This window comes from Actinosynnema sp. (genome assembly GCF_052038725.1).
This window is the reverse complement of record NZ_JBQGCX010000097.1, coordinates 1-3,663: the sequence shown is the minus strand read 5'-3', so window position 1 is coordinate 3,663 and position 3,663 is coordinate 1. Positions and strand designations below refer to the sequence as shown.

The following is a 3,663-nucleotide window of genomic DNA, read 5'->3' as shown; positions in this document are numbered from 1 at the left end:
CGACAAAAGCCCGCCGCCGCCGTGCCGGGCGCGGCGGCGGGGTGGAGGACGCCCCCGCGGCCGGGCGAACCCCCGGCCGGGCCGCGCCCCCCGCCCGGAGGCGGGTCAGGTCATCGCGACGGCCATGACCGCCATGCCCAGGCTCATCGCGCTCTCCACGGCGGGCGCGACCGCGCGCCGCCGGGCGCCGGGCGCGCGGCCCACGTCGAGCGCTCGGGCCAGCCAGGCGGTCCCGGCGACCGCGAACAGCGCGGCGAGGGCCAGGCCCACGGCGGTCACGTGCCCCGGCGCCCCGGCGCCCGCGTCGACGGCGGTGGTCGTGGCGCCGCCGTGGTGGTCGTGCGCGCCGCCACCGCCGCCGGAGGACGGCTCGCGCATGGCCAGCGGCATCACCACGACCATCCACGCCATGCCCGCCATCATCACCGCGTGGTGCGCCAGCTCGACCCGGCCGTGCCCGGCGCAGGCCCGGCCGCCGATCGCGGCCAGCGCGGCGAACCAGGCGGCGGCGACGGCGAACAGGGCGGTCTGCGGCACGGGGGCGAACGCCATCGTGGCGGGCCAGGCCATGAGGACCATGCCCGCGCACATCAGGGCGTGCAGCACGGAGCCGACCCGGTCCACGAGCCCGCCGTCGCGCCGCAGGCGCACCAGGTGGAAGCCGCAGGCGAGCGCGTAGGCGGCGGTGAGCGCGACGCGCAGCACGATCTCGTCGATCACGCGGGGACCCCCTGCTCCTCGGTGGTGGCCGTGCCCTCGTCCGGGACCCCATCGTCGGCCGGCGCGTCCGGTCCGGCTTCCGCCTGCGTGCCCTCCTGCGTGGCCTCCTGCGTGCCCTCCTGACGGGCGCGCCGCGCGCCGAGCGCGACGTCGAGCGCGAGGAAGCCCAGGAGCGGGACGCCGAGCAGCGGCAGGTAGTAGCCGACGACCGCCGCGGCGACGACCAGCGGGGCGAGCACCCGCCCCGGCGTCCTGCGCCACCCGCCGCGCGCGGGCGCCCGGCCGAACCGGGCGCCGCCCCTGGTGGGCCTGCGCTGCCACCACATGCGGTAGCCCCAGCACACCAGGGCGACGAGGGTGAGTGCGAGCGCGGTGAGGACGAGCTGGTTGGGCAGGCCGAACAGCAGGCCCATGTGGGCGTCGATGCCCCAGCGGGTGAGCTTGGCGGCGAGGGGGTGGTCGGCGAAGCGGAGCACGTCCAGGACCTCGCCGGTGACCGGGTGGATCGCCGCCGAGTCCTGCTTCTCGGGCCAGCTGCGCTGCACCTGCTGCACGACGTACGCCTTGCCCTCGGCGGGCGGGCGGACCTCGACGGGGTCGGTGAGGCCGACGGCGAGCGCGGCGTCGCGGGCGGCCTGGAGGCCGATGTGCGGGCCCTCCTCGGTCGCGGTGATCGCGGAGGTGACCGCCGGGGTGGTCCAGTCCAGCGCGGTGCGGACCTCGCCGATGGTGGCGCCCGCGTAGGCGGACCAGGTGAGCCCGGTGGCGGACAGGAACAGCAGGCCCGCGGCGGCCCACAGGCCGAGCGCGCCGTGCCAGGACAGGGTTCGGCGGCGACCGGCGGGCGCTGGTTGCGGGAGGACCAGCTCGCGCTTGCGCCTGCGGCGCCTGCCGATCCACAGCGCCAGGCCGGCGAGCACGACGACCCACAGCCAGCTGGCGGCCAGTTCGCTGTAGAGCCTGCCGAACTCGCCGAGGTGCAGGTTGCGGTGCAGGTTGTCGATCCAGCCGCGGAGCGGGAGGGCCTGGCCGGAGCCGTAGGTCTCGTGCTGCCCGCGCACCTCGCCGGTGTGCGGGTCGACGAACACGGTCTGGTGGTAGCTCTCCCGCTGGCCGGGGAGCGTGAAGATCACCTGGGTGCTGTCGGTGGGGGTCGGACCGGGGCGGACGCCGGTGAGCCTGCCGTCCGGGACGAGCGCGGCGGCGATGCCCGCCTGCTCGTCGAGCGACAGGCGGGTGTCGCCCGCCGGGACGTGCAGCTCGTGGTCGTAGACGGCGCGTTCCAGCTGCGGCGTGAAGACGTAGGCGATCCCGGTGACGGCGGCGACGAGGAGGAACGGTCCTATGAGGACACCGGCGTAGAAGTGCAGGCGCAGCAGGAGGGCGCGGAGCGCGGGCCAGGCGGGCTCGTCGGGACCTCGGCGCGTGCTGGTTGTGTCGGGTGAGGCGCGGGGCGTTCCCCGTTCGGCGATGGACATCGTGCTCCCTTCGGTCGCCGCTCAACCGCAGTGGTCGGACGAGTGGGGCTTCCGGTTCCGGGGAGTGGGGTTGTTCGTCGCGCGCGAGTCGGGCCCAGGGGCCTCTTTCGACTGGGTTTCGCAATGTTTCGGACGGCTCGCACGTGGCGTTTTCCGAAGTCCGGGGTCGCGTTGAGCCTTGTCAGGGCAAGTTCGGTCAGTATATGTTTCGGTTAAGGCTCCTAAAACTTTCAGCCACTCCTCCCCCACGATGGTGCTGAACCATGATGCTGACATGGAGGTCAGTTCCGAGGACCGCCCGGGGCGCCGCGCTGCGGTCGGTCACGACGCTGGGCGCCGCGCTGCTGGTGAACGCGCCCGCCGCGCAGGCGGCGACCACGCTGGGCGCGTCGGCGGCCGAGAGCGGCCGGTACTTCGGGGCCGCCGTGGCCGCGTACAAGCTGAGCGACTCGGTCTACACGGGCATCCTCAACTCGGAGTTCACCTCGGTCACGCCCGAGAACGAGATGAAGCTCGACGCGACCGAGCCGACGCAGGGGCAGTTCACGTACACCAACGCGGACCGGATCGTGAACCACGCGGCGGCGCGCGGCATGAAGGTGCGCGGGCACACCCTGGCGTGGCACTCGCAGCAGCCGGGGTGGATGCAGTCGATGGAGGGCGCGCCGCTGCGGTCGGCGATGCTGAACCACGTCACGCAGGTCGCCACGCACTACCGGGGCAAGATCGACTCGTGGGACGTGGTGAACGAGGCGTTCGCCGACGGCGGTGGCGGCGGCAGGCGCGACTCGAACCTGCAGCGGACCGGCAACGACTGGATCGAGGCCGCGTTCCGCGCCGCCCGCGCCGCCGACCCCGGCGCGAAGCTCTGCTACAACGACTACAACACCGACGACTGGACGCACGCCAAGACGCAGGCGGTGTACCGCCTGGTGCAGGACTTCAAGACCAGGGGCGTGCCGATCGACTGCGTGGGCTTCCAGTCCCACTTCAACCCGGCGAGCCCGGTCCCGTCGAACTACCAGACGACGCTGGAGAACTTCGCCGCGCTGGGCGTGGACGTGCAGATCACCGAGCTGGACATCGAGGGCTCGGGTTCGGCGCAGGCGAGCAACTACGACCGCGTGACGCGGGCGTGCCTGGCGGTGGCCCGGTGCAACGGGATCACGGTGTGGGGCATCAGGGACACGGACTCCTGGCGGGCCTCGGGCACCCCGCTGCTGTTCGACGGCAGCGGGAACAAGAAGGCCGCGTACACGTCCGTCCTGGCCGCCCTGAACGGCGGCAGCACGCCGCCGACGTCGACCACGACGACCACCACCACGACCACCACGACGACGCCCGGCGGTCCGGCGGGGTGCACGGCGGCGGTGTCGCTGAACTCGTGGAACGGCGGGTTCGTGGCGACGGTGAAGGTGACCGCGGGGTCGGCGGCGATCAACTCCTGGACGGTGACGACGAACCT

3 protein-coding genes are annotated in these 3,663 nt (G+C 73.7%); 1 reads left to right on the top strand and 2 read right to left on the bottom strand.

Features of this window, described 5'->3' with window-relative positions; translation table 11 throughout:
* Positions 1-105 precede the first annotated feature (105 nt).
* Both ACTUAL_RS01865 and ACTUAL_RS01860 read right to left on the bottom strand, forming a co-directional pair.
* Positions 106-720, bottom strand: coding sequence for a DUF5134 domain-containing protein (locus ACTUAL_RS01865; RefSeq protein WP_096493043.1), 615 nt, complete (start codon positions 718-720; stop codon positions 106-108).
* Positions 717-2,198 carry a PepSY-associated TM helix domain-containing protein gene (locus ACTUAL_RS01860; RefSeq protein WP_440899043.1) on the bottom strand — a complete coding sequence of 494 codons (1,482 nt, stop codon included), beginning with the start codon at positions 2,196-2,198 and terminating at the stop codon, positions 717-719. Before ACTUAL_RS01860 ends, ACTUAL_RS01865 begins: the two co-directional genes overlap by 4 nt.
* Positions 2,199-2,461: 263 nt before the next feature.
* On the opposite strand from ACTUAL_RS01860, the gene ACTUAL_RS01855 reads away from it, so the two are divergent.
* Positions 2,462-3,663: endo-1,4-beta-xylanase (locus ACTUAL_RS01855; RefSeq protein WP_440899042.1), on the top strand; the 1,202-nt coding region annotated here is incomplete at its 3' end.